This window comes from Acinetobacter sp. TY1 (assembly GCF_048551395.1).
Classification (GTDB): domain Bacteria; phylum Pseudomonadota; class Gammaproteobacteria; order Pseudomonadales; family Moraxellaceae; genus Acinetobacter.
This window is the reverse complement of sequence record NZ_JBLYZK010000037.1, coordinates 1-24,287: the sequence shown is the minus strand read 5'-3', so window position 1 is coordinate 24,287 and position 24,287 is coordinate 1. Positions and strand designations below refer to the sequence as shown.

Sequence of the window (24,287 nt, the reverse complement as noted above, 5' to 3'; positions counted from 1 at the left end):
TTATACCAAATTACTCTTTTAGTTCGCTTTTAGCCTATTTATTCAACAAAATTACTCTAAATAATCTGATTCTTTTACACTAATCTCAATATAAAAGCCTCAAAAACCCCAAATTCAACTAATCTTTCAACATCAAGCTCTTTTTCTCTATCTGACTTAAATGGATTTCACCTTATCTGTGAATTACATATTCAATAAAATGGTTTTTTATTTTATTTATTGTTGTAAATTGCTATATCGCTTCTTCTAAAGCATCAGCATTACCCTCTTTGCGCTGTTCAATTTGAGCTGATAATTTTAAAATATCCTGATACAGCACATTAAACTGTTTCACTTGAGCATCATTCTTAAATAAAATTTGATCTCCTTTTCGCTCCCACTCATATTTCTTTAACATTGCTAACATTTCATCTGCTTTATTAAAAACTTGTATTTCAAGCATAATCAAAGAACTTTCTTGATCATGTTTCAAATTTTTTTCTAATTTTTCTTCTAGTGGTTTACGTAATTCACGATCAATATCGAGCTTTTTAACTTGAGCAAGCGCCTCATTTTTATTAAGTTCATTTTGTTTTAAATACTTCTCTGAAGCTTGATGTGCTGTTTGTAGCATTAATTCTGTTTCTTTATAGGCTTGCTTACTGTCCTTGTCTAAACGGTTAACATTTAAAAATTGATCCCACTTCACTGTTTTTAATTCACGTAAGTATTGATTCCTTGTTTCAGCATTCTTTACCCAATAATTCAATACAAACTCTGACAATACCTTATAGTCACCGTGTAAACGTTCATCATGTACATTCAGCTCAATGGGTTTCGACCAATCCTGTGCCTGTTCATACAATTGTTCCATTTTTTCAGACATCACCAAATCAAAAGTCTGACGTTCAGCTTCATTCTTTTTCAATGAATAATGTTGATAGCCCATAATAGATGCCACTATGGCAATCAAAACAATGAGGAAAATAACAAAACGGCGCATATCGACCTCTATATTGATGCTCTTTTTATATAAGGAAGCATAACTTTAAACGTTAAATTTGTGTATTTTTTTTGATCAAATTAATGAGTTACATTATTTTACGGTGTAATAATCTAATGAAATATAAGGTATATATTTATAAAGTTTGCCGTGAATAATAGATAAAAATGACGAAAACCATAAAAACCACCCGTAATTATAATGTGATTTCAGCCATTCTTGCTTTCGTGCTTTGGGGTGGATGGACATTTTATATCAATACAAAAATGGACAGCCTACAACACGGAATCATTTCAGGCTTAACTCAAGGGGTCTGTAGCTTCGTTATCACACTATTTATGACTTTTTTAATTGATAAACAATTCAATTATTTTACAAATGATCTTGCTAAACTTTGTCTTCCACCTGTTTGTACAGTTTTACTAACTGGGAGCTTTTTAATACTTGTGCATCATTTGATTGGTACACCTTCTATAGTGTATACCCTAGCGCCGGTACTCACCGTGGCATTTTTATTTGCCATCTTTACCAATTTAAAACTCTACCGTACTTATAAAAATCAGCCTCATCTTCAAACGTAGATAATTTTCAATATCAGTTTGTTTACTTACACCTCTAAAAGACCTAAGAATCAGAGTAATCACCTATGCAACAACATGATCCAAGTGAAGCAAGACGACCACTCAAAGTCCGAGGGAATCAACTGAGTAAAAACGTTGCACGTTGGCTTAGTCAAAAGTCAATTACACCCAATCAAATTTCAATTTTGAGTATTGTCTTTGCCTTGTTATCCGCAATGTGTTTTCTGCTTTCAACACAAAATTTAAGTATGCGTCCATTTTGGCTAATCGCTGCTGCACTTCTAATTCAAGGCAGGTTATTGTGTAATTTATTTGATGGTATGGTCGCCATTGAAGGTGGGAAATCAACGGCTTCAGGTGAATTATTTAATGACATTCCTGATCGTATTTCTGATCCACTCATTATTATAGCTGCAGGATATTCCGTTCTAAGCTCAGTTTGGGGAGCAGAACTTGGATGGTTAGCCACTTTACTTGCTGTACTCACAGCGTATGTCCGAACATTAGCAGTTTCTATGGGCGCACCATCAAATTTTGCAGGACCGATGGCGAAACAACATCGTATGGCATTACTCACTGTCGCCTGTTTTGCGACAGCAATCGAATATTATGTGTGGCAACATGATTTTGTCATGTTCGGCGCTTTAATCATTATGAACATTGGTTGTGTTTTCACACTTATCAAACGAACAACCGCAGCTTATTATTTCTTAGAAAATAAGTAATCGATGTACAAAACTTTAAATCTGACCGAAACGCCCTCATAATTACAATCTGTTTATAAAATTTTGAGAAAGCCATGCGTGTAGATATTTGGTCAGACATCGTTTGTCCGTTTTGTTATATCGGAAAAAAACGTTTAGAAGCTGCTGCTGAACAAGCGGGTGTTGAGCTCGAAATTCATTGGCATAGCTTTGAACTTGATCCTGAAGCGCCACCTCGCCAAGAAATTTCTAACTCTGAACGCTTGGCTCAAAAATATAACCGTACTATTGCTGAAGTAGAAGATATGCAACGCAATATTGCGGAAATGGCAAAAGCTGAAGGCATTGAATTTAACTGGGAAAATGCTAACTCAGGCAATACCTTTAATGCACACCGTATTGTGCATTTGGCACAAAGCAAAGGCTTAGGCTCAGAAGCCAAAGAAGCTTTATTTTATAGTTATATGACGCAAGGCTTACCTATTGGCGAACGTGAAACACTTGAAGATGTTGCTTCACGTATTGGTTTAAACCCTGTAGAAGTGGATGATGTCCTCGATTCAGACGAATTTGCTGACTTTGTTAAATTTGATGAGCAAGTTGCACATGAACAGCTAAAAGTAACAGGTGTACCTTTCTTTGTTTTTGATCAACGTGTGGCTTTAGCAGGTGCTCAACCTCGTGAAGTTTTTTTACAAGTATTTGAACAAACACTGAATACCGCCGATCAAGCTACTATAGAACAATCAACTGATGCACTTGTCTGCAATGATGATCAATGCGACGTTCCTGAAAAATAAGTCTTAATCATTGCACTTAAATCCACAATATTATGGGTTTAAGTGCATTACAGTATGCTAATAATTTACTAAAACATGAATAAAGATACAAAAGATAGATATAATTCTTCAATATTTGACTATATTTTAATCAAATTATCACTTATTCTTTAACTGTAGATTCTTCTTAAACATGCGCTGTAAGTTTCTATTTTTTTTGATGAACTTAATTTAAGTCATCTTTTTACTAAATCCTCTTCCGTAGAGGATTTTTAGTTTTCTAATTTGGCTTAAAGTCACATAAACTACAAATGCATAAAAGTAAGCTGATATTTGTTCATATACCGCTATTCAACACGATTTAGCTCATTTTATTGTATCGTATTTAAACAAATGTCCCATTATGACTACCTTATAAACAGTTTTTCTGTCATATTCAGATTAGAATATGACATCTTAAAATTGTCCTACAATTTTTAACGCTGATGACATACATCTCAACAGAATTTTTGCTTTAGCGTAGGAAACTAGTCCGACTAGTTTCCTTTTTTTTATGTTTATATTTGAAATAAGTCACTCAATTACACAGATGATGTAATTGATTTAAAATAACAACTTTCAATTTATAAAGATCTTTGCTACAACTTAAATATTCCCTTTGATTTTGGCACTTTTTCAGCCAATTCAAACGTCATCTGCTGAATACTTTTACAATCTATCAATTCAATTGATTGAGTTATTGTTCTCAGCCCAAAAAAATGGGGTATTTATGAAGATAAAACAATACAATATCTATTTCATGTTTTTACCCTTGGTTTGCTCCTCCTTGTTGAGCATGACAGTGCATGCTCAAACAGAATCGGACTATAAAATTCCATCAATTAAAGATCAAAATTTAAAGTGGACAGATGCAATTCCTCGAATGGTTGATGCAACGCCAACACTCTTTCCTGAGGAATCTAATCAATCCATCGTATTACCCACTCAAGACACAGAAGATATGACTTGGGCAGATCGTCAACAAAAATCGATACGAAATTGGGCTGACCGAACAGCACATAAAATGGATGATTGGTTCGGTGAAACCAATCCTGAGCAACCCGCAAGTGCAACGCTCAGAGTTATTGTTGATAATCGATGGAATAAACATGATGATTATGACATTAAACCAAGAATTAGAGGACGGATTAAATTACCCACACTCGAAAATAGATTAAGTGTCGTTTTTGGTGATGATTCTTTAGATAATGAAATTCAGAACAATATTGCGATTACCAATGAAAATCCAGGCAATAATCCCAATAAAACAATAGATAGCAAACGAATTAAAGATGACAATGCCTCTATTGCCCTACGTTGGTCACAAATTTCAAAAAGCCTGCCTTTTGAAACTGATGTAGATTTAGGTATCCGTTCTGGTGATGATATTTATGCACGTTTAAAAGCCGAAAAAACATGGACATTAGAAAATGACTTTTATTTTCATGCAGAGCAAATTTATCGTTATGGTATCGATAGTGAAAACTATTTACGTACCAATTTAGAAATTAGCCATGCTCGCCCAAACCAGGCACTACTTTCGAATCAGTTTTATATCACCTATGCCGATGATCAAGATGATGATCTCACTTGGGATAACAGAACTTATCGACAGCATCAATTTTTTCAAGGCAACCGTTTTAACTATGGTATTTACACAGGCGGGTTTTATAATAATGATGATCTGCGTCTAAACAGTTGGGGACCCTTTATTTCGTGGCGTCAACCCGTTTTACGTGAATGGTTTTATGTGCAAGGTGATCTGAATTATTTCAATGATCATCGGGAAGATAAAAGCCACTATCCGAGTGCTTTGTTGCGTTTAGAAGCTTTATTTTAAGCTTACGTTGAATATCTAGATACTGATTACTCTACATATTGTGGATAAGTTCAGACTTATCCACTGATATCTGAAATAACTAGACTATTATATTTTTTCTATTTTATACAATTCGAATATAAACTATAAAAAAGCCTATCATTACGATAGGCTCTCTCAACAAAAATTACTGCTTATTTGAGTAATAGGTTGTTAATACGTTTTACATATTCGGCAGGGTCAGCAGGTAAACCACCTTCTGCAATCACTGCTTGGTCGAAGATCACATTCGCAAGATCATCAAACTGCGCCGAACCCTCAAGTTTTTTTACCAAAGGATGTTCAGGGTTAATTTCCAAAATTGGTTTCGATTCAGGCACTTCTTGACCTGCTTGTTGTAGCATACGAATCAATTGTGGAGAAAGTTCACCTTCACTTGTTACAAGACACGCAGGAGAATCGACTAAACGTGTCGTTACACGAACTTCTTTAGTTTTAGCTTTCAATGCATTAGAAAGTTTATCAACTACAGGTTTAAATTGTTCTGCCGCCGCTTCAAGTGCTTTCTTCTCTTCTGCGTCTTGTAAATCACCAAGGTCTACTGCACCTTTTGATACATTTTGCATTGGCGTACCGTCAAACTCATGTACAAATTCCATTGCCCATTCATCAACACGATCAGCCATCAACAACACTTCAATGTCTTTTTTACGGAACAATTCAAGTTGTGGTGAGTTTTTAGCTGCAGCAAGACTATCCGCAGTAACAAAATAAATTGCTTTTTGACCTTCTTTCATACGCGCTTTATAGGCTTCAAGTGAGGTCGAAACATCATCATTTTGTGAAGTTGAGAAACGTAGAAGTTTTAGGATGCGTTCACGGTTACCTATGTCTTCACCTAAACCTTCTTTAATCACTGAACCAAATTCAGCATAGAATTTTTTGAATTTCTCTTGATCTGCTTCATCTTCCGATTTCGCTAAACCATCAAGCATGGTCAATACACGTCGTGCATTCCCTTCACGGATAGTTTTCACATCACGGCTTTCTTGTAAAATTTCACGGCTCACGTTCAATGGTAAATCGGCACTATCGACTACACCTTGTACGAAACGTAAATAGTTAGGAATCAGGTTATCTGCGTCATCCATAATAAACACACGTTTCACATACAGCTTAATACCTGCTTTCGCTTCACGTGTAAAAATATTCGCAGCTGCTTTAGATGGTACATAAAGCAATTGGGTATATTCGGTGCTTCCCTCAACACGGTTATGTGCCCAAGCCAATGGTGCATCAAAATCATGGCTTAAATTTTTATAGAACTCAACATACTGTTCTTCAGTAATTTCATTTTTGCTACGTGTCCAAAGTGCACTAGCGGAGTTAATTACTTCCCATTCATCTGTTTTCACATACTGACCTGGCTTCGCTTCTTCGCCTTCAGCAACTTCTTCTTGCTGCCAAACTTCTTTTTGCATTTCGATTGGTAAGCTGATGTGATCAGAATATTTATTGATGATTTGTTTAACTTTATAAGCATCTAAATAATCTAAAGCATCTTCACGTAAATGCAGAATAATATCTGTTCCACGTGAATCCTTTACGATTTGCTCAACTTCAAAATCACCTGTTCCACCACTAATCCAACGCACACCTTCCGAAGTATCTAAACCTGCACGACGAGATTCCACAGTAATTTTATCTGCAACAATAAAGCCTGAATAGAAACCAACACCAAACTGACCAATCAATTGTGCATCAGATTTTTGATCACCTGAGAGCTTAGACATAAAGTCTTTAGTGCCCGACTTAGCAATCGTACCTAAATTATCAATTGCTTCTTGCTCGCTTAAACCAATCCCGTTGTCGGAAATGGTCATCGTTTTGGCTTCTTTATCTAAACTCACACGGACATGTAAAGTCGGATCATTTTCATAATACTCAGGATGATTAATACCTTCAAAACGCAATTTGTCACATGCGTCAGAAGCATTTGAAATCAATTCTCGTAGGAAAATATCAGGGTTAGAATAAAGAGAATGCGTGACCAAATGTAAAAGTTGGGCTACTTCTGCCTGAAAACTATGTTTTTTTGTACTTTGCTCGCTCATCGATCGTTCCTTAAAATTAAAACACTTTTTATTGAATGCTTTAGAGATGGAGGAACATCAGGTGATTTCAAGGTATTGCGTAAAAAAATTTAAAAAGGACCCTGTTTATAAATTCGATTCATTTCCAAATCGAGTTTCTGTTGACGCATTTTATACACTTCAGCCAAGCACTGAACATTACTCTGACATTGATCTCGTAAAACGAGCCATTTCACTTGCTGATCTCGAATCACCCCACGATTACCCATCGGAACCAATTTACGCACAATATTATAAGTGGTTGCCATTTTCACATCGGCATCATTAATTTCACGTTGCGCACAAATGGTACGTTCCGAAGCCATCGTCGCACGGTCACAATCAAAACTTGCTGCCTGAGCCATCTGAAATACGCCTAAACCTAACAATAATCCAATAATTCTAATCTTCATTTTTCATTCTTCTTTATGTTCAGCAAATGAGCTTAAAAAAATTTGCAATAAACTGATAGGACTTTTTATGCCTATTTTCTATTAATTGCTAAATGGTCAAAATATACAGATATAAAAAAACCTCAGTAGAACTGAGGTTTTTCACTACCAAGTCTAAATTAGAACTTGTAGCTATAACCAATTGTATAAACAATAGGATCAATATCTAAATCAAATTTTGCAGCCGTTACATCACCAGCTTTTACTGTGACTTCAGGGCTTAACTGTGCATAACGCGCATCAAAATAAACACCCCAGTTTTTCGCATCAGCAGGTTGGAAATTTACACCAATCTGACCTGCAACACCATAATCCTCTTTTACTTTGATATCTGTACCTGCTAAAGCACCAGATGATTGTTCATCAAATGCAATAAAAGCAGCAGCACCTACACCAATATAAGGTGTTAAACGAGTTGAGTTTTTAAAATGATATTTGGCAGTAATTACAGGTGGCAAATGTTTCACTTTTGCTGCTTTTTCACCGTCTAGTAAAATATCATGACCAATTGGTGTAGCCAATAACAATTCTGCTGAGAAGTTATCATTGAAAAAATATTCAACTGATGGCGTAAATGCAAGCTCATCATCACCTTTAACAACACCAACACCAGCAACAGCTGTATCTTGAGTTGGTGAAATTACAGAACCACCAACTTTAACTTGAAACTGACCAGCCATTGCTGAAGCAGACATCCCCATTAATGCAATAAGAGCAACTTGTTTTAACATTTTTAATACCCTAGTGTTGTTTTCGGACATATTACACACAACATTAAACGTGATGCAATACGCATTAATTAATATTTTGAAATGTTATTTTCAAGCCATTGATATTTAATAGATTTTATTTAATCTTATTAATTAGGTTGGTTTTTAAATCCAACCTAATTAATAAACTTTATTTTTCAACTATTCAATAATACTTATTATTCAATATAGAATACGAATCATTTAAGATTATAAAGATTTTATAAAACCATTGCCGCAATCCAACCAAAAATAAGCAACGGAATATTAAAGTGAATGAAGGTCGGAACTACCGTATCCCAGATATGATCATGCTGACCATCGACACCCAAACCTGCTGTAGGACCCAATGTTGAATCTGAAGCAGGTGAGCCTGCATCGCCAAGTGCTGCTGCCGTACCAATCAATGCGATAGTTGCAAGCGGTGAGAAACCAAATTGAACGCACAAAGGTACATAAATAACAGCAAGTACAGGAACACTAGAAAAAGATGAGCCTATACCTATAGTCACAAATAAACCAATAAATAACATGAGGAATGCTGCAAGGGCTTTATTGTCACCAATCGTGTGAACGACACCATTTACTAACTGATTAATATCACCTGTATGGGTCATTACGGAAGCAAAACCTGCAGCAGAAATCATAATGAAACCTACCAATGCCATCATACGCATACCTTGTACAAAGACATCATCGGCTTCTTGCCATTTGAAAATACCTGCAGCAGATAACACCGCAAAACCAACCAAACCGCCTAGAATCATCGAGTCAGAATACAACTGTGCAACAAGTGTCAAAACAATCGCAAGTAATGCCATCAAGATGGTTTTTTTCGCAATCACAGGTGCTTTTTGTGCTTCTTCAATCAGCTCTTCGCCATCAGCTTTAAGCTGATCAGAACTCACTGCGCGAAGGGGTTTATCAAGATCAATTGTAGCTACAGGCGATACATTACGATCGACATAAATACGGGGTTTACGGTAGCTTATGAATACAGCAACAAGCGTACCAATTACCATACCAAGAACAGGAATCGCCATACCCATTGGCAACATATAACTTTCTACATGCAAGTTATAAGCTGCACCAATTTTGTTGATATTTCCCATCAAAATCTGTTCAAGGAAAATTTTACCAAAGCCTACTGGTAAGAAAATGTACGTTGCCACTAAACCAAGTGTGAGCACACATGCTGCCGCACGACGGTCGAGTTTTAAATGGTTCATAACCTTTAGTAACGGCGGAACAAGCACCGGAATAAAGGCAATATGCACAGGAATTAAATTTTGAGAAAAAATTGCAGAAATGAGTAAAATAACGAGCAGTAAGTATTTAACTTTTTTTGCCTGCTTTTGGGTTGTTTCCATTCCCAATAAGCCAATTAATTTATGTGCAAGTAAATCTGGTAACCCTGATTTTGCCAAAGCCAATGCAAATGCACCCAATACTGCATATGCTAATGCAACCTCAGCACCATCGCCAAGACCATCATTAAAAGCAGCGACTGTATCAGACAGACTTAAACCAGCAACTAAACCACCTATAATTGCTGAAATGACCAAAGTTAAAACAACAGAAACGCGTAACAGTGAGAGAATGAACATCACTGCAATCGCTATAACGACAGCATTCATAGCGTAAATTACAAAAATTTGAAAGTCGAGATTTTAACAGATTCAATACAAGTAAGCTGTAATTTAGTCAAGTTGTACATTCAATGATCGAGTGATTTTCATTAACACATCACCCAATCACTGAAAAATTTAATTATTTTACTTAAAAATTATTATTTTGCGATGCGAAAGATTTGATATAACCAGCAATTTCTTCTGGTCGACTCAGTACCGCCCAGTGGTTTGCATCCACTTCAACTTTACTAAAATCAGTCGCCCATTTTGGAATTTCATCAATCAATTCTGGACTAACAAAATTATCACGTTTCAATACTACCGCTTGTACAGGGCAAATCGCATAACGCTGACGAGGCATCGTTAATCTTGGAATAAAATTGGCACGATATAATGAAATCCCCTGCTTACCATCTTGGGTAATCTTTTCATTCTTCGGTAAACCTTTTTGATGCTCTAAACGCTCGACAATTTTCCCCCAACGCTCGGCATTAAGGAAAGTCCACACACTTGGTGCAAGTACAGGCAATTGAAATGCCACGATATACCATGATTTAAAGAGCTGTTTAAAAAATTTATTTTTTTCATGTGTAAATTGATTACGCATCCAAAAAGCTGCATGGTCTAAACACGGGCCTGAAATAGTGGTATACGATAAAATCTTATCTTTAAATTTCGGTTCAGTCACCGATTCCCACGACTGAATTGAGCCCCAATCATGTGCTGCCAAGTGAAATGCACGATTAGGTAACAACTGATTCACCACGCATTCCAAATCAAGTGATAAACGCGGCAAAGCATAATCACGTATACGCTTTGGTACAGATGACTCACCTGCCCCTCGAACATCGTAAGTAATGACATAGTAATCATTTAATAGGTGCTGAATCATCGGCTCCCACACTTCCTGATTATCAGGATAGCCATGAACTAAAACCATTGCAGCTTTGTCTTTATTCCCCCATGTTTTCGCACATAGTTTTTGATTATCTTGTGTTACCACCCAATGTAATTCTGCTTGCATACTGTACCCTATTCTTTTTTATCTACTTATGTGATCAATAACACCTCTATCCATCACATTCATCATTTTATGTATTCAGTTCAGTATGTATTAAATTTTATCGATGCGTATTGACCTGATCTACAATTAAAATTTAATGATCGACAATATCGTTTTTATCTTTTATAAGGATGAATTCAATACTAAAAAAAAGCGCTTTAAGCGCTTTTTATAAAAAATAATTTATTTCTTCTGTTCAATAGCCGCACCAGCACCACCACCGAGAGCACCACCAATAGCTGCACCCGCATTACCACCAAAGATTCCTTTACCAATTGCGGCACCTACACCTGCACCAATACCACTGTATGTTGCATTGCGGTTAGAACCATTTTCAACTTTACTACCTACAGCAGCACCACCACCTGCACCAAGCGCACCGCCAACACCACCACCAACGTGATTACCTACACCACCACCCACTGCACCACCTAATGCTGCGGCACCAATACGCTTATCATTGGCAGACATGTTTTCACAACCCGCGAGTAGTACTACTGGAAGCATTGCTGAACATAAAACTAATACTGATTTTTTCATGACTAAATTCCCTTAAATATAGCTCTATTCAGGATACTCTTTTTCACATTATCGATTGATTACATTGTGTTATTTTTCATACCCTTTTGTAGTTTTATCGCCACTTTTTCTTCATTTCTGAGCATCACTAGACACCCAAGTAAAAGCATGATTAAAAAAATAAAGTCATAATAAAATAGAAAAAATTTATGTTGTTATAACATTTACCATTTTTATTTTATTCAATATAAAAAATAAAAAAAGACGCCCTTAGGCGTCTTTTTTCATTTCAAACTTTAAATAATATTCTTAGAAAGAATCTTCGTTTAATGCTTGAGAGAATGCTTGATCTACTTCAGAAAAGTCATTTACAAGCTCATGTTCAGCAGCTTCTGCTTCCTGACGACGACGCTCTAAATGATAAGCCAAACCTGTACCCGCTGGGATCAGACGACCTACAACTACGTTCTCTTTCAAGCCACGTAATTCATCTTCTTTACCTGTTACAGCAGCTTCAGTTAACACACGTGTTGTTTCCTGGAACGATGCAGCAGAAATGAACGAGTCAGTAGAAAGCGATGCTTTGGTAATACCCATCAATAAACGTTCAAATTTCGCAGGGAACTTGTTCTGCGCAAGAACAGCTTGGTTCTCTTGCATTACACGAATGTACTCAACTTGTTCGCCTTTGATGAAGCTTGTATCGCCACCATCAGTGATGTCAACTTTACGTAACATCTGACGAACGATAACTTCGATGTGTTTATCGTTGATTTTTACACCTTGTAGACGGTAAACGTCCTGAACTTCGTTCACGATGTAGTTAGTCAACGCCACTTCACCTTTCAGACGTAAAATGTCATGCGGATTTTGTGGGCCATCAGAAATCGTTTCACCACGGTTAACATGTTCGCCTTCAAACACGTTAATGGTACGCCATTTAGGAATCAGTTCTTCATAAATTTCAGAACCATCATCTGGTGTAATCACTAAACGGTTTTTGCCTTTGGTTTCTTTACCAAAAGTCACGACACCCGAAATTTCTGCAAGAATTGCATGTTCTTTCGGTTTACGTGCTTCAAATAAATCCGCTACGCGTGGCAAACCACCGGTAATGTCACGAGTACGTGAAGTTTCCTGTGGAACACGACCAATAACGTCACCTACACCAATCGTTTCGCCATCACGAACAGAAAGAATTGTGTTTTGTGGCAAGAAGTAGAACTGTTCACCACCGTCAACAGTATCCAATACAACTGCTGGACGTAAATCTTTACCTGACACAGGACGTGAAGTCACTGGTAAGATTTCGATTGTCGACATGCCTGTTGCATCATCAGTTTTGGTCGTAACAGTCACGCCATCAGCGATTTGGCTGAAACGTACTTTACCCGCAACTTCTGTTACAAGTGGATGTGTATGTGGATCCCAAGTTGCAACAATACCGCCTGCTTCTACAGCTTCGCCATCTTTAATGATAATCGATGCACCGTATGGCAATTTGTAACGTTCGCGCTCACGACCGATCTCATCTGCAATACCAATTTCACCTGAACGTGAAGTCGATACCAAGTGGCCTTTCGCGTGTTGTACTGTTTTCACATTGTGGAAACGTACTGTACCTTTGTTACGAACTTGTACGCTGTTTGCAGCAGACGTTCGGCTCGCAGCACCACCAACGTGGAACGTACGCATGGTTAACTGTGTACCAGGTTCACCAATTGATTGCGCAGCCATAACACCCACAGACTCACCAGGATTTACCTGATGACCACGAGCCAAGTCACGACCATAACATTTCGCACAAACACCGAAAGTCGATTCACAGTTTACAACTGAACGTACTTTGATTTCATCGATACCCGCATTTTCAATAAATGTTGCAAGTTTCTCATCAATCAATGTATTACGTTCAAGTAAAACTTCGTCTGTACCAACACGTTTCACATCTTCAGCAACAACACGACCCAATACGCGTGCACCCAAGTTTTCGATTACATCGCCACCTTGAATGAATGGAGTCATTACAAGACCGCCTAACGTACCGCAATCTGGCTCGTTAATTACCAAATCTTGTGCAACGTCTACAAGACGACGAGTCAAGTAACCTGAGTTCGCTGTTTTAAGTGCGGTATCGGCCAAACCTTTACGTGCACCATGTGTCGAGATGAAGTACTGAAGTACTGTCAAACCTTCACGGAAGTTTGCTTTAATTGGTGTTTCAATGATCGAACCATCTGGTTTCGCCATCAAACCACGCATACCTGCAAGCTGACGAATCTGAGCTGCCGAACCACGGGCACCAGAGTCAGACATCATATAAATTGAGTTGAATGATTTTTGTTTCTCATCTTCACCCTGTTTATTTTTAACAGTTGTGAAAGATAAGTTATCCATCATCGCTTTCGCTACTTGGTCATTTGTACGCGCCCAAATATCGACAACTTTGTTATAACGTTCACCAGCAGTTACGAAACCTTGTTCAAACTGTTGTTCAATTTCACGAACTTCAGTTTCTGCTTTTCCAATAATCGCTTCTTTTTGCGGTGGAATAAGCATGTCTTCCATACCAACTGACACACCTGAGCGAGTCGCTTGACGGAAACCAAGGTACATCAATTGGTCAGCAAAGATTACAGTATCTTTAAGACCTAATTTACGGTAACAAGAGTTAATCAATTTAGAGATGTTTTTCTTCGTCATCTCAACGTTGATTTGTTGGAAGTCCATCCCTTCAGGAACAACTTCCCAAAGTAGACAACGACCTGGTGTAGTATCTACAACAATCGTTTGATGCTCACGGTTACCGTTTTCATCAATAATCGTTTGATGCACACGTACTTTAACACGAGCATGTAAATTAACTTGATTTGTAGCAAGTGCACGGTTTACTTCGTGAGTATCCGCAAACACCATGCCTTCACCTTTGGCATTGATCGCATCACGAGTGATGTAATACAAGCCCAAGACAACGTCCTGAGAAGGAACGATGATTGGCTCACCATTTGCAGGTGACAAGATGTTGTTTGTAGACATCATCAACGCACGAGCTTCTAACTGAGCTTCAAGTGTTAATGGAACGTGTACCGCCATTTGGTCACCATCGAAGTCGGCGTTGAACGCGGCACATACGAGTGGGTGAAGACGGATCGCTTTACCTTCAATCAGAATAGGTTCAAATGCTTGAAGACCTAAACGGTGAAGTGTTGGCGCACGGTTCAACATGACTGGATGTTGACGAATTACAGATGCAAGAACGTCCCAAACTTCTGGTGTTTCACGCTCAACCATTTTCTTTGCAGCTTTAATGGTGGTTGCTTGACCTGAAGCTTGTAGTTTCGCAAAGATAAACGGCTTGAATAATTCAAGTGCCATTTTCTTCGGTAAACCACATTGGTGAAGACGTAAAGTAGGACCAACGGTAATTACCGAACGACCAGAATAATCGACACGCTTACCAAGTAAGTTTTGACGGAAACGACCTTGTTTACCTTTGATCATATCTGCCAAAGATTTAAGAGGACGTTTGTTTGAACCTGTAATCGCACGACCACGACGACCGTTGTCTAACAATGCATCTACAGACTCTTGTAACATACGTTTTTCGTTACGTACGATAATGTCTGGTGCTGCAAGATCAAGAAGACGTTTTAAACGGTTGTTACGGTTAATCACACGACGGTAAAGATCGTTCAAGTCAGAAGTTGCAAAACGACCACCTTCAAGCGGTACCAACGGACGAAGATCAGGTGGAAGTACTGGAAGTACTGTTAACACCATCCATTCTGGTTTGTTATTCGACTCTTTGAACGCTTCCATAAGTTTTAAGCGTTTAGACGCCTTTTTCAACTTAGTTTCAGACGTCGTCGTTGGAATTTCTTCACGTAAACGAGAGATTTCAGCTTCAAGATCGATGTCTTTCAACAAATCTTGAACAGCTTCTGCACCCATTTTCGCGCTGAATTCATCACCGTGTTCTTCTAACGCTGTGAAGTATTCTTCATCGTTAAGAAGTTGGTATTTCTCCATTGGAGTCATACCAGGATCTGTTACAACGTATGATTCGAAATACAATACACGTTCGATATCACGAAGCGTCATGTCTAATAATAGACCAATACGGCTTGGTAATGATTTTAAGAACCAAATATGTGCAACTGGCGAAGCCAATTCGATGTGACCCATACGTTCACGACGAACTTTCGCAGTTGTTACTTCAACGCCACATTTTTCACAGATGACGCCTTTGTATTTCATACGCTTGTACTTACCACACAAGCATTCGTAATCTTTTACTGGACCAAAAATTTTGGCACAGAACAAACCATCACGTTCAGGTTTGAACGTACGATAGTTAATAGTTTCAGGCTTTTTAACTTCACCATGAGACCATGACTTAATCATTTCTGGTGACGCAAGACCAATACGGATGCGATCAAACTCTACTGGAGCATGACCGTCTGAGTCCGTCTTTTTGCGCATGATATCGAGCAAGTCTTTCAATTTTTTTCTCCGTGTATCAGTGAGATTTTCACTCTCTGACGGGGTCACAAATATTGTTTTTACTGAAATTTGGGAATATCTAATCCCACTAAGTCCCCCTTTACAAAGAGGGACTTTCTCCCCTCTTTATTAAAGAAGGGTTGGGAAAGATTTCTTAGTCACCATTTTTCAGTTCAATGTTGATACCTAAAGAACGGATCTCTTTGGTCAATACGTTGAACGATTCAGGCATACCCGGATCCATATAATGGTTACCATCTACAATGTTCTTATAGATGCGAGTACGACCTTCAACGTCATCCGACTTAACAGTAAGCATTTCTTGTAACGTATATGCTGCACCGTAAGCCTCAAGTGCCCAGACCTCCATCTCACCGAAACGCTGACCACCGAATTGTGCTTTACCACCAAGCGGCTGTTGCGTAACAAGAGAGTAAGAACCTGTTGAACGTGCATGCATTTTATCATCAACCAAATGGTTAAGTTTAAGCATATACATATAACCAACCGTTACCGGGCGGTCGAAACGTTCACCAGTACGTCCATCATACAATACAGTTTGACCTGTACGTGAGATACCGCCTAGCTCAAGTAACTCTTTGATTTGACCTTCATCAGCACCATCAAATACAGGTGTTGCCAATGGCACACCGATACGTAAGTTACCAGAAAGTTTTAAGATCTCATCATCAGTTAAGCTATCAAGATCTTCTTGCTCGCCACCAACTTTGTTATAAATCTTGTCTAAGAATGCACGAAGCTCGAGTACAGTACGTTGCTCTTTTAACATCTTGTCAATTTTATCGCCAAGACCTTTTGCAGCCATACCTAAGTGAGTCTCGAGAATCTGACCCACGTTCATACGTGACGGTACGCCTAGCGGGTTCAATACGATATCAACAGGTACACCGTTAGCATCGTGTGGCATGTCTTCTACAGGTAGGATGTTTGATACAACACCTTTGTTACCGTGACGACCCGCCATTTTATCACCCGGTTGGATGCGACGTTTTACAGCAAGATAAACTTTAACAACTTTCAATACGCCAGTGGTTAACTCATCACCAGTTGAAAGTTTACGTTTTTTCTCTGCAAATTTTTCGTCAATTTCAATGCTCTTCTCTTTCAAGAACACTTGAATTTGCGTTAAACGTTCAGCAATTGCTTCATCAACAGGTTGAATTTCAAGTAGATCAACAAGCTCTAAACCAGACAATTTTTCATCAGAAAGTTTGTCACCACGTTTAGTTGTGCCACCACCATTTGATTCTTGACCTGTCAACAAGCGTACAACACGCTCACGAGCAGCTTCTTCAAAGATTTTGTATTCTTCTTTCAAATCTTTACGGTAAGCATCAAGTTGAGCTTTCTCAATTGCTTGAGCACGATCATCTTTTTCAATGCCATCACGTGTGAAAACTTGAACGTCAATTACTGTACCTTTAGTACCCGAAGGAACACGTAATGATGAATCTTTTACGTCAGCCGCTTTTTCACCGAAGATTGCACGTAGCAATTTTTCTTCTGGTGTAAGCTGCGTTTCACCTTTCGGTGTCACTTTACCAACTAAAATATCACCTGCAGTTACTTCAGCACCAATATATACGATACCTGATTCATCAAGCTTAGACAGTGCAGCTTCACCCACGTTCGGGATATCCGCTGTGATTTCTTCCGCACCCAATTTAGTATCACGTGCGACACATGACAATTCTTGAATGTGAATAGAAGTCAAACGATCTTCTTGAAGAACACGCTCAGATAACAAGATCGAGTCTTCGTAGTTGTAACCGTTCCAAGTCATGAATGCAACGCGCATGTTTTGACCGAGTGCAAGCTCACCGCCATCTGTTGATGGACCATCAGCCAATACATCACCACGACCTACTTTATCGCCCAAGTTCACAAGAACTTTTTGGTTAATACAAGTATTTTGGTTCGAACGTGTATATTTGATCAGGTTGTAAATATCTACACCTGCCTCGCCTGCGATCATTTCGTCTTCGTTTACACGAATAACAACACGAGATGCATCAACAAACTCGATACGACCACCACGGTTTGCAATCACACATACGCCAGAGTCATGTGCTACGTTTGCTTCCATACCTGTACCAACAAGTGGCTTGTCAGCAAGCAATGTCGGAACAGCCTGACGTTGCATGTTTGAACCCATCAATGCACGGTTGGCATCATCGTGTTCAAGGAATGGAATAAGTGATGCTGCTACAGATACAACCTGTTGTGCAGATACATCCATATGCGTCACTTTTTCAGGAGGCATACGAACAAAATCACCTTGGTGACGTACAGATACAAATTCTTCTGTTAAGTTACCGTCTTTATCAACACCAGAATCGGCCTGTGCAATCACAGTACCTACTTCTTCAATTGCAGATAGATACTCAATATCAAGTGTAACTTGACCATCGATAACTTTACGGTAAGGTGTTTCCAAGAAACCAAAGTTGTTTGCTTTTGCATAAACAGACAATGAGTTGATCAAACCAATGTTTGGACCTTCCGGTGTTTCAATTGGACATACACGACCGTAATGCGTTTGATGTACGTCACGTACTTCAAAGCCTGCACGCTCACGCGTCAAACCACCGGGACCAAGTGCTGATACACGACGTTTGTGTGTAATTTCAGACAATGGGTTGTTTTGATCCATAAACTGAGACAGCTGGCTTGAACCAAAGAATTCTTTGATTGCCGCTGCAACAGGTTTTGCATTGATCAAATCTTGCGGAGACAAGTTATCTGTTTCTGCTTGGTTTAAACGCTCTTTAACAGCGCGCTCAACACGTACAAGACCTACACGGAATTGGTTTTCTGTCATTTCACCAACAGAACGAACACGACGGTTACCCAAGTGATCGATATCGTCAACTTCACCTTTACCGTTACGAATTTCAACCAATGTTTTCAATACATCAGTAATATCGCCATTTGAAAGAATACCTTCAACTTCACGAGATTTCTGATCTGTACCCACTTCGTAAGGACGACCCAAACGACGGTTGAATTTCATACGACCTACTGGAGATAGATCATAGCGTTCAGTTGAGAAGAACAAGTTATTGAACAGGTTCTCAGCCGCTTCTTTAGTAGGTGGCTCGCCTGGACGCATTACTTTATAGATTTCTACAAGTGCTTGCTCACGACCTTCTGTCGTATCTGCACGTAATGTATCAGCAATAAACGGACCACGATCAATATCATTGGTATATAGAATATTGAACTGTTTAACACCGCCTTCAGCAATTTTCACCATGATTTCATGGCTAAGCACTGTATTGGCAGCAATGACATCACCATTATGTAATGGAATATCTTCAGCTGTAATACGCTCATACAAGTATTCATCTGGAACAGGCAGTTTGGTTAAACCAGATGCTTCCATTTGACGTACGTGACGTGCATTAATACGTTTACCTTGCTCAACAACAACTTTGCCCGATTCATCAGCAATGTCGAACTGCGCCATTTCGCCACGCAGGCGTTCTGGTACAAGGTCAATCTGATAGCTACCCATATCAAGATATACAGGTACCTTCTCATAGAACATGTTAAGAATTTGTTCATTGTTATAGTTCAATGCACGAAGAATCACAGTCGCAAGTAATTTACGGCGACGGTCAATACGAACAAAGACTAAATCTTTCGCATCAAATTCAAAATCCAACCATGAACCACGGTAAGGAATGATACGTGCTGAATAAAGCACTTTACCGCTTGAGTGCGTTTTACCTTTATCATGGTCAAAGAACACACCTGGAGAACGGTGTAACTGAGATACGATTACACGCTCAGTACCGTTGATCACAAATGTACCGTTCTCGGTCATGAGTGGCATTTCACCCATGTACACTTCTTGTTCACGAACGTCTTTGATTGATTTCGTTTCGCGATCTTTAATGATCAAACGAATTTTTACACGCATTGGTGCAGCATAAGTCGAACCACGTAAAATACATTCACGCACATCGAACTCAGGCTTACCAAGACTATACTCAACGAATTCTAAAGCGGCATTGCCAGAATAACTTTCAATTGGAAACACTGAACGAAATGCCGCTTGGAGACCGATATCTTCGCGATTTTTGGGTGTTTTACCGCCTTGTAAGAATGTTCTATACGAATCGACTTGAATCGACAATAAGTATGGAGCCTTCATCACTTGGGGCAATTTACCAAAATTCTTGCGGATCCGTTTCTTTTCGGTATATGAGTATGCCATCTGGAGTCCTCGGAAAGTAAACCAAACCCGCCTGCAGAACGGGCTCAGAAGGAATTACGCAGGTCGATATGACCACCACCTTTTACAAATGCTGCAATTTTTCAGTGGTATTAAAACGCTTAACAATATTTTCAAAACAGAAAAACATTGTTAAGCGTTTGAATTTAATAATTATTATCAATAATTGATGCATTTTATAGCAATACAATCAAAAATCGAGCCGATTATTGTAACGCAAAAAGGCTGATGACCCAAGAGCCATCAGCCAATTTGTGGAGCCAATTTTGAAAAAATTGACTCCGCTTAAGATTACTTAAGTGTAACTGTAGCACCAGCTGCTTCAAGTTTCTTCTTAAGTTCTTCGCCTTCTTCTTTAGTAGCGCCTTCTTTAATAACAGCAGGAGCACTTTCAACCATATCTTTAGCTTCTTTCAAGCCAAGACCAGTTGCTTCACGAACAGCTTTAATTACAGCAACTTTGTTCGCGCCGAAAGAAGTCAATTCAACATTGAATTCTGATTGTTCTTCAGCAGCAGCAACAGGACCTGCAGCAGCTACAGCTACAGCAGCAGCAGATACGTTGAATTTTTCTTCGAAAGCAGAAATAAGTTCAACAAGCTCAAGAACAGTTTTTTCAGCAACTGCGTTTAGGATTTCTTCGTTTGTTAAAGCCATGAGAGTAACTCCAAATGGGTATTGAATGATGTGAAAATTGATTTAAGCTTCTGAAGCTTCTGAAACTTCTGCCACTTCTGGAGCTGTATTTTTCTCTTGAAGCGCTGTAAGTAAGCGACCCAATTTCGAAATAGGAGCTTGAAGAACATTTGCAAGCATAGTAAGCGCTTTTTCTTGGTTTGGAAGGTTTGCGATAACGCTAACCTCTGAACCTTGATAAAGCTTGCCATCAAATGCAGCAGCTTTAAGTTCAAATGCTTTATTAGTTTTCGCAAATTCTTCAAACAAACGTGCAGCAGCACCCATGTCATCTTCAGAAGTTGAGAAAGCTAAGATTGTTGGGCCAACAAGGTTGTCGTTCAAGATGTTAAATTGAGTATCTTGAAGAGCACGCTTAGCCAAAGTATTACGTACAACACGTGTAGCAACACCTAACTTACGAGCTTCAACACGAAGAGCAGTTAATTGCTCAACAGTTAAACCTTGGTAGTCAGCAACAACAGCAGCAAACGCTGTAGAAGCAACTTCAGTTACTTCAGCAACGATCTGTTTTTTGCCTTCGATAAGAAGAGCCATTGTAAAACCTCCTAACGGTGATTTATGTACTTACGCGAAGTACACTCCCAATTCGTAAATTCATTACTGAACTTACACGCGGAGGATGAACAAATCACACCACCGCGTCTACTCAGACTGGATTTTTAAGAAGTAAGTCCGAGAACTCACCTCGCCTGAGGTCTTTGACGCTGATAAATAAATTTATCAATTCAAAGTTTGCCTAAGTATGCAAGACATCCAAAACTGGCTTTCTTGCGCAATATTGAAACAGTATTTCAAATATCACTCAGGGCTTCAAAATTCTGTTAAATAAGTCGAGACTTATTTAGAAACGTTTGCTACATCAACAACAAGACCTGGGCCCATAGTTGAGCTTAGAGTGATCTTTTGAACGTAAACACCTTTAGAAGTAGCAGGTTTTGCTTTCTTAAGATCAACGATAAGCGCTTCAACGTTTGAACGGATAGCTTCAGCAGTAAAACCTACCTGACCAATAGCAGCGTGAATGATACCCGCTTTGTCTACACGGTAACGTGCTTGACCAGCTTTTGCATTTTTAACTGCAGTCGCAACGTCAGGAGTTACAGTACCCACTTTAGGGTTAGGCATTAAGCCACGTGGACCAAGAATCGTACCTAATTTACCCACAACACGCATAGCGTCAGGTGCAGCAATTACTACATCAAAGTCAAGGTTACCAGCTTGGATGCTCTCAGCAAGATCATCAAAACCAACAACATCTGCGCCTTCAGCTTTAGCAGCTTCAGCAGCAGCACCTTGAGCAAATACAGCAACACGTACAGTTTTACCAGTACCTGCAGGAAGTGTAGTCGCGCCACGAACAACCTGATCAGATTTACGTGGGTCAACGCCTAGGTTTACAGCCACATCCAAAGATTCTTTGAATTTAGCAGCAGGTAGGGTGTTAAGAACTTGTACAGCTTCTTCCAAAGTATAAACTTTGTTTGCTTCTATAGCAGCAGCAATGGCTTTTTGACGTTTAGTTAATTTAGCCATGTCTTATAGCTCCACTTCCAAGCCCATAGAACGCGCAGAACCAGCAATGGTACGTACACGTGCGTCTAAATCAGCACCAGTAAGATCTGGTTCTTTAGTAGTCGCAATTTCTTCCAATTGAGCGCGAGTCAACTTACCAACTTTAGTTTTATTTGGTACAGCCGAACCCTTTTGGATACCAGCAGCTTTCTTAAGAAGAATAGCAGCAGGAGGAGTTTTCATGATAAATGTGAACGACTTATCGTTGTACACAGTGATCACTACTGGAATTGGTAGACCAGCTTCAACTTTTTGTGTAGCAGCATTGAATTCTTTACAGAATGCCATGATGTTTACACCACGTTGACCTAGTGCAGGACCAATCGGTGGAGATGGATTTGCTTTACCAGCTGGAACTTGCAGCTTGATATAGCCGTCAATCTTCTTAGCCATTTCAATTACCTCTGGGTACAAACGCCGATGAAGGCTCCCCAAGTTTTATATGCAACGAAAATCAGTACGATACCGTTACAACAACAATGCCCGATTCAAAGAAATCGGGCGCTTGATCAACCAAAGCGGATTAAATTGCTTTTTCGACTTGTCGAAATTCCAATTCAACCTGAGTTGGGCGATTAAATACATTGATCGTCAACGTTAAACGTGACTTATCATACAGAACTTCTTCCACCACACCTCTAAAGTCGGTGAATGGACCGTCCACAACAAGTAATTCTTCACCTGGCTCAAACATCGTCTTAGGACGAGGTGCTTCACCCGTATTATTTACACGTGCAAGAATCGCATCTGCTTCTTTTTGCGTAATTGGTGCAGGCTTTTCAGCAGTACCACCAATAAAACCGAGTACTTTCGGGCATTCTTTAACAATATGCCAAGTATCGTCATTCATTTCCATTTCGATTAATACATAACCTGGAAAGAATTTACGCTCAGACTTACGTTTCTTACCATCCTTCATTTCCACCACTTCTTCAGTAGGGACAAGGACATCACCAAAACTATCAGCAACAGCGCTACGCTGGATTCGATCATTAAGCGAACGCATCACTTGTTTTTCATAGCCTGAATAGGCATGAATAATGTACCAACGTTTCATAGCTCTCTTACCCGATAATAAACTTCATCAACCAACTGATTAAGCTGTCAAAACACCACATTGTAATTGCCGCAACAATCACCACAGCCAATACCTGCCATGAAGCAGTCACTGTTTCATTTTTAGTTGGCCATGTGACTCGACGCAACTCAATGCGTGAATCTTTCAGCAAACGGACAAAGCCTTTGCCTTGATGGGTGGCGTATAATAAACCTAAAGCCCCGATGATACAAGCCAAAATTACCCCAATACGCACCCAGATATTACTAGCAGGCTCCCAATAGGCTGGCAAAGACTGATTTACCATGAGTGAACCAACAAATAAAACTAGAGCAATGATCCATAACACCACATCAAGCGGAGAACCAGAACTTACTGTTTCAGCGGAAGTATTTCTTTGAGGGATTGGCGCGTCGCTTAATGCGTCACGCGATTTATCATTCGACATTCTTGTACTCGTCGTAGGATTCGCGACTTATTATATGACCTGTTTAGCCAGCATCAAGCTTTTATTTACAAAATCTGGCAGGTCAGGACGGGATCGAACCGCCAACATTCGGTTTTGGAGACCGACGCTCTACCAATTGAACTACTGACCTATAACTTTACAGACTTAATATAACAGATTGGGAATCGTAATTCCCAATCCATTAATCATTTCATTCGATATTATGCAGTTACTTTCGCAACAACACCAGCACCAACTGTACGACCACCTTCACGGATCGCAAAACGTAGACCTGGG

General features: G+C 39.2%; 19 protein-coding genes, 1 tRNA gene and 1 pseudogene. 4 read left to right on the top strand and 17 right to left on the bottom strand.

Features of this window, described 5'->3' with window-relative positions; genetic code table 11:
* Positions 1-232: 232 nt before the first annotated feature.
* Positions 233-982: a hypothetical protein gene (locus tag ACK2M2_RS15025; RefSeq protein WP_419349677.1), complete on the bottom strand. Its 750-nt coding sequence runs from the start codon at positions 980-982 to the stop codon at positions 233-235.
* A gap of 167 nt (positions 983-1,149) precedes the next feature.
* On the opposite strand from ACK2M2_RS15025, the gene ACK2M2_RS15020 reads away from it, so the two are divergent.
* The 4 genes from ACK2M2_RS15020 (at position 1,150) to ACK2M2_RS15005 (ending at position 4,925) form a co-directional block, all read left to right on the top strand.
* The gene (locus ACK2M2_RS15020; protein ID WP_419349676.1) at positions 1,150-1,563 is read left to right on the top strand and encodes a hypothetical protein; all 414 of its coding nucleotides are present in this window, start codon (positions 1,150-1,152) and stop codon (positions 1,561-1,563) included.
* A gap of 65 nt (positions 1,564-1,628) precedes the next feature.
* Entirely contained in the window at positions 1,629-2,288 is a 660-nt protein-coding gene (locus tag ACK2M2_RS15015) for a CDP-alcohol phosphatidyltransferase family protein (RefSeq protein WP_419349674.1), read from the top strand.
* 74 nt (positions 2,289-2,362) lie between these two features.
* Positions 2,363-3,067 carry a DsbA family oxidoreductase gene (locus ACK2M2_RS15010; RefSeq protein WP_419349672.1) on the top strand — a complete coding sequence of 235 codons (705 nt, stop codon included), beginning with the start codon at positions 2,363-2,365 and terminating at the stop codon, positions 3,065-3,067.
* A gap of 778 nt (positions 3,068-3,845) precedes the next feature.
* Complete coding sequence (locus ACK2M2_RS15005) at positions 3,846-4,925, top strand: hypothetical protein (protein WP_409512836.1); 1,080 nt, start codon at positions 3,846-3,848, stop codon at positions 4,923-4,925.
* Positions 4,926-5,098: 173 nt separating this feature from the next.
* Here ACK2M2_RS15005 and htpG read toward each other — a convergent pair whose 3' ends face one another.
* The 16 genes and pseudogenes from htpG to ACK2M2_RS14925 form a co-directional block, all read right to left on the bottom strand.
* Entirely contained in the window at positions 5,099-7,018 is a 1,920-nt protein-coding gene (gene htpG / locus ACK2M2_RS15000) for a molecular chaperone HtpG (protein WP_419349670.1), read from the bottom strand.
* Positions 7,019-7,107: 89 nt separating this feature from the next.
* Positions 7,108-7,449, bottom strand: a complete 342-nt coding sequence (locus ACK2M2_RS14995) for a lysozyme inhibitor LprI family protein (RefSeq protein WP_409512830.1) — start codon at positions 7,447-7,449, stop codon at positions 7,108-7,110.
* 158 nt (positions 7,450-7,607) lie between these two features.
* Positions 7,608-8,219, bottom strand: a complete 612-nt coding sequence (locus tag ACK2M2_RS14990) for an OmpW/AlkL family protein (protein WP_409512829.1) — start codon at positions 8,217-8,219, stop codon at positions 7,608-7,610.
* Positions 8,220-8,458: 239 nt separating this feature from the next.
* Positions 8,459-9,874, bottom strand: a complete 1,416-nt coding sequence (locus tag ACK2M2_RS14985; protein ID WP_419349668.1) for a Na+/H+ antiporter family protein — start codon at positions 9,872-9,874, stop codon at positions 8,459-8,461.
* A 142-nt stretch (positions 9,875-10,016) separates the two neighbouring features.
* Complete coding sequence (locus ACK2M2_RS14980) at positions 10,017-10,892, bottom strand: alpha/beta fold hydrolase (RefSeq protein ID WP_419349666.1); 876 nt, start codon at positions 10,890-10,892, stop codon at positions 10,017-10,019.
* A gap of 222 nt (positions 10,893-11,114) precedes the next feature.
* Positions 11,115-11,471 carry a DNA transfer protein p32 gene (locus tag ACK2M2_RS14975; protein WP_409512826.1) on the bottom strand — a complete coding sequence of 119 codons (357 nt, stop codon included), beginning with the start codon at positions 11,469-11,471 and terminating at the stop codon, positions 11,115-11,117.
* Positions 11,472-11,759: 288 nt separating this feature from the next.
* Positions 11,760-15,953, bottom strand: coding sequence for a DNA-directed RNA polymerase subunit beta' (gene rpoC, locus ACK2M2_RS14970; RefSeq protein ID WP_409512825.1), 4,194 nt, complete (start codon positions 15,951-15,953; stop codon positions 11,760-11,762).
* A gap of 154 nt (positions 15,954-16,107) precedes the next feature.
* The gene (gene rpoB, locus ACK2M2_RS14965) at positions 16,108-20,196 is read right to left on the bottom strand and encodes a DNA-directed RNA polymerase subunit beta (RefSeq protein WP_409512824.1); all 4,089 of its coding nucleotides are present in this window, start codon (positions 20,194-20,196) and stop codon (positions 16,108-16,110) included.
* Between the two features lie 309 nt (positions 20,197-20,505).
* Complete coding sequence (rplL, locus tag ACK2M2_RS14960) at positions 20,506-20,871, bottom strand: 50S ribosomal protein L7/L12 (protein WP_409512823.1); 366 nt, start codon at positions 20,869-20,871, stop codon at positions 20,506-20,508.
* 42 nt (positions 20,872-20,913) lie between these two features.
* The gene (rplJ, locus tag ACK2M2_RS14955) at positions 20,914-21,447 is read right to left on the bottom strand and encodes a 50S ribosomal protein L10 (protein WP_419349663.1); all 534 of its coding nucleotides are present in this window, start codon (positions 21,445-21,447) and stop codon (positions 20,914-20,916) included.
* 303 nt (positions 21,448-21,750) lie between these two features.
* The gene (rplA, locus tag ACK2M2_RS14950) at positions 21,751-22,446 is read right to left on the bottom strand and encodes a 50S ribosomal protein L1 (RefSeq protein ID WP_409512821.1); all 696 of its coding nucleotides are present in this window, start codon (positions 22,444-22,446) and stop codon (positions 21,751-21,753) included.
* Positions 22,447-22,449: 3 nt separating this feature from the next.
* Positions 22,450-22,878, bottom strand: a complete 429-nt coding sequence (rplK, locus tag ACK2M2_RS14945; protein WP_004868049.1) for a 50S ribosomal protein L11 — start codon at positions 22,876-22,878, stop codon at positions 22,450-22,452.
* 130 nt (positions 22,879-23,008) lie between these two features.
* Positions 23,009-23,542 (bottom strand): transcription termination/antitermination protein NusG, encoded by a 534-nt coding sequence (gene nusG / locus ACK2M2_RS14940; protein WP_409512820.1) that lies wholly within the window; start codon positions 23,540-23,542, stop codon positions 23,009-23,011.
* A 7-nt stretch (positions 23,543-23,549) separates the two neighbouring features.
* Entirely contained in the window at positions 23,550-23,990 is a 441-nt protein-coding gene (secE, locus tag ACK2M2_RS14935) for a preprotein translocase subunit SecE (protein ID WP_409512819.1), read from the bottom strand.
* A gap of 75 nt (positions 23,991-24,065) precedes the next feature.
* Positions 24,066-24,141, bottom strand: a tRNA-Trp gene (locus ACK2M2_RS14930).
* Positions 24,142-24,211: 70 nt separating this feature from the next.
* Positions 24,212-24,287: pseudogene (locus tag ACK2M2_RS14925) on the bottom strand (elongation factor Tu); the annotation flags it as partial.